3 protein-coding genes are annotated in these 2359 nt (G+C 69.0%); 1 reads left to right on the plus strand and 2 read right to left on the minus strand.

Features of this window, described 5'->3' with window-relative positions; translation table 11 throughout:
• Positions 1 to 191: 191 nt before the first annotated feature.
• The gene (locus tag ABNT58_RS29415) at positions 192 to 869 is read right to left on the minus strand and encodes a formylglycine-generating enzyme family protein (RefSeq protein WP_348756895.1); all 678 of its coding nucleotides are present in this window, start codon (positions 867 to 869) and stop codon (positions 192 to 194) included.
• Between the two features lie 244 nt (positions 870 to 1113).
• Here ABNT58_RS29415 and ABNT58_RS29420 point away from each other — a divergent pair, with 244 nt between their 5' ends.
• Positions 1114 to 1929, plus strand: coding sequence for a MetQ/NlpA family ABC transporter substrate-binding protein (locus tag ABNT58_RS29420; protein ID WP_348756896.1), 816 nt, complete (start codon positions 1114 to 1116; stop codon positions 1927 to 1929).
• Between the two features lie 10 nt (positions 1930 to 1939).
• On the opposite strand, the gene ABNT58_RS29425 is transcribed toward ABNT58_RS29420, so the two are convergent.
• A partial coding sequence (locus ABNT58_RS29425) for a tetratricopeptide repeat protein (protein ID WP_348756897.1) occupies positions 1940 to 2359 on the minus strand: 420 nt, incomplete at its 5' end.

Raw genomic sequence — 2359 nt, forward strand, 5'->3', positions numbered from 1 at the left:
GGTGCGCGCCGCACTTGCGCAGGCGCGCGCCTGGGTTGAAACGCATGAGCCCAGCAGCCCGGTGGCCGTGCTGATCAAACAGGCTGAACGCATGTGGGGAAAACGTTTCTCCGAGGTCGCTCACATGATTCCCGCGGAACTGCTGCGGGCCTGGGACCAGGACGATTGAGGTCCCCGCCCGCAAGCCTTGGTCACCCGCCAGTCGGCAGGTCGTACACGCAACGCAGCCCGATGTACACCACGTAGAAGCTGGCCGGCTTCCATTGCATGGCGGCGGCCTGCATCTGCGGCGGCCCGTACCACCACGATCCGCCAGCCGTCAGGGCGGTGTCGCCCTGACGATCGGCCAGCCATTCCCAGGCATTGGCGCCCATGTCGTGCAGGCCGTTCACACCTGCGCGGGTGGCACCTACCGGCGCCAGCGTGGGCCAGGGGTCGGTCCCATTGGTGTTGGCGCCGTCGGCGCTGTCGCCGGTGGGGTAGGGGTAGGTGCGGCCCTGGACGAAGCCGGGGGTGCCGAGTTGCTCGGTGTAGGCGGCGCGCGTCCATTCTTCGCGGGTGGGCAGGCGGCCGCCGGCCCAGGCGCAGTAGTCGCGGGCTTCGAACCAGCTGACGTGCACCGCCGGCCATTGCGGGCTGGCCGGCGCTTGCCCGAACGGGCGGCGGAAGTGCCAGCCCGGGCGCCGTTCCCAGCCCTGGCCCCACGCATGGCCGCCGCCTTCGCGTTCGGCCGCCGTCACGCGGCCGGTGGCCTGCACGAACTCGGCAAAGCGCGCGATGGTGACCTCGTGGCGGTCGATGGCCAGGCCGTCGAGCTTCACGCGGTCCTGCGCCTGGGCGGCGCCGGCGCCCAGCCACCCGGCCGCCATGACCGTCGCAAGAACCTGTCCCAGTGTCTGCATGGCTCACTGACTCCTCGTCTCTTTGTCCGCGCGGAAGGAGGGACGTTGAGGACGGAAGTTCCGTGCGATGACGGCGATGTCGTCTGGTGGACCATCAGACTGCCGCCAGCGCCTGAAGGCTGGGGGCCCGCATTTGCTTATGCCAATCGGTCGCTACGCGATCAGGTGCTTGTGCCTACAGTGAATGGCATTGCAACCTTTGATCGCTTTCATGCGCCTCTCTTCGAAACGCCTGTTCCTTCGTGTCGCTTCCTTCACCGCAGTGGCCCTGATGCTGCCGCTGCAGTCCGTGCAGGCGCAGACGGTCTTGCGGGTGGCGGCTTCGCCGGTGCCGCATGCCGAGATCCTGGAGTTCGTGAAACCCAAGCTGCAGGCCGAGGGCATCGACCTGCAGGTCAAGGTGTACACCGACTACGTGCAGCCCAACCTGGTGGTGGACGAAGGCCAGCTGGAGGCCAACTTCTTCCAGCACCGGCCCTACCTGAGCGCCTTCAACAAGGACCGAAAGACCCAGGTGGTGGAGGTGCCCAACAGCGCGGTGCTGATCGAGCCCTTCGGCGGTTATTCGCGCAAGATCACCTCGGTGGCGCAGCTCAAGACCGGCGCCGTGGTGGCCATCCCCAACGACCCCTCCAACTCGGGCCGGGCACTGGCGCTGCTGGCGCAGCAGGGCCTGATCAAGCTCAAGGATCCGACCAGCATCCAGGCCACCGCGCGCGACGTGGTCGACAACCCGCGCAAGCTGCAGTTCCGTGAGCTGGAAGCCGCGCAGCTGCCGCGTGCGCTGGGCGACGTGGACCTGGCGCTGATCAACACCAACTACGCGCTGGAGGCCAAGCTCAACCCGCTGAAGGACGCGCTGTTCCTGGAAGACGGCCTGAAGTCGGCTTACGGCAACTTCATCGCCACGCGGGCCGACAACGCCGATTCGCCGGCCATCCGCAAGCTGGTGGCGGCGCTGCACACGCCGGAGGTGCGGCAGTTCATCCAGACCAGGTACAAGGGCACCATCACGCCGGCGTTTTGATGGCCTATAGCTATAGCTGCGCCGACGCGTAGTAAGGCTTGTCGCCCAGCGCATCCACCCGCGCCCAGAAGGCTTCGCCGACGGCGAGGCCGCGGGCGTCGCGCGGGGCGTGCTGGCGCCAGATGGCCCAGGAGTCGGGGTGCAGCTGGCTGGCGCGGTCCAGCGCGTGGCGGGCTTCTTCGGCCTGACCCTGGCGCAGCAGCTGCTGGCCCAGCAGGAACCAGGCATGGGCCTCGGCCTGCGCCGCACTGGGCGCGGGCACGCGGGCCGCGGCCTGCGGCGCCGGCAATGCATGCGCGCTGGCCGGGCCCTGGCGGGCCCAGTCGCGCACCGCGGCCAGGTAGGCGGCCTTGCGCTGCTGGCTGGCCTGTGCCAGCTCAGGGGCCAGCGCGCCGGTGCTGCGGTCGATGGAGCGGAAGGCATCGCTGGA

It is taken from the genome of uncultured Aquincola sp., assembly GCF_964001545.1.
In the GTDB taxonomy this organism is placed as follows: Bacteria; Pseudomonadota; Gammaproteobacteria; order Burkholderiales; family Burkholderiaceae_C; genus Aquincola.

Excerpts from the sequence above, each read along its gene's own strand:
- ABNT58_RS29415 (WP_348756895.1), bottom strand. The coding sequence starts at position 869 with ATGGCGGCCGGGTGGCTGGGCGCCGGCGCCGCCCAGGCGCAGGACCGC.
- ABNT58_RS29420 (WP_348756896.1), top strand. The coding sequence starts at position 1,114 with ATGCGCCTCTCTTCGAAACGCCTGTTCCTTCGTGTCGCTTCCTTCACC.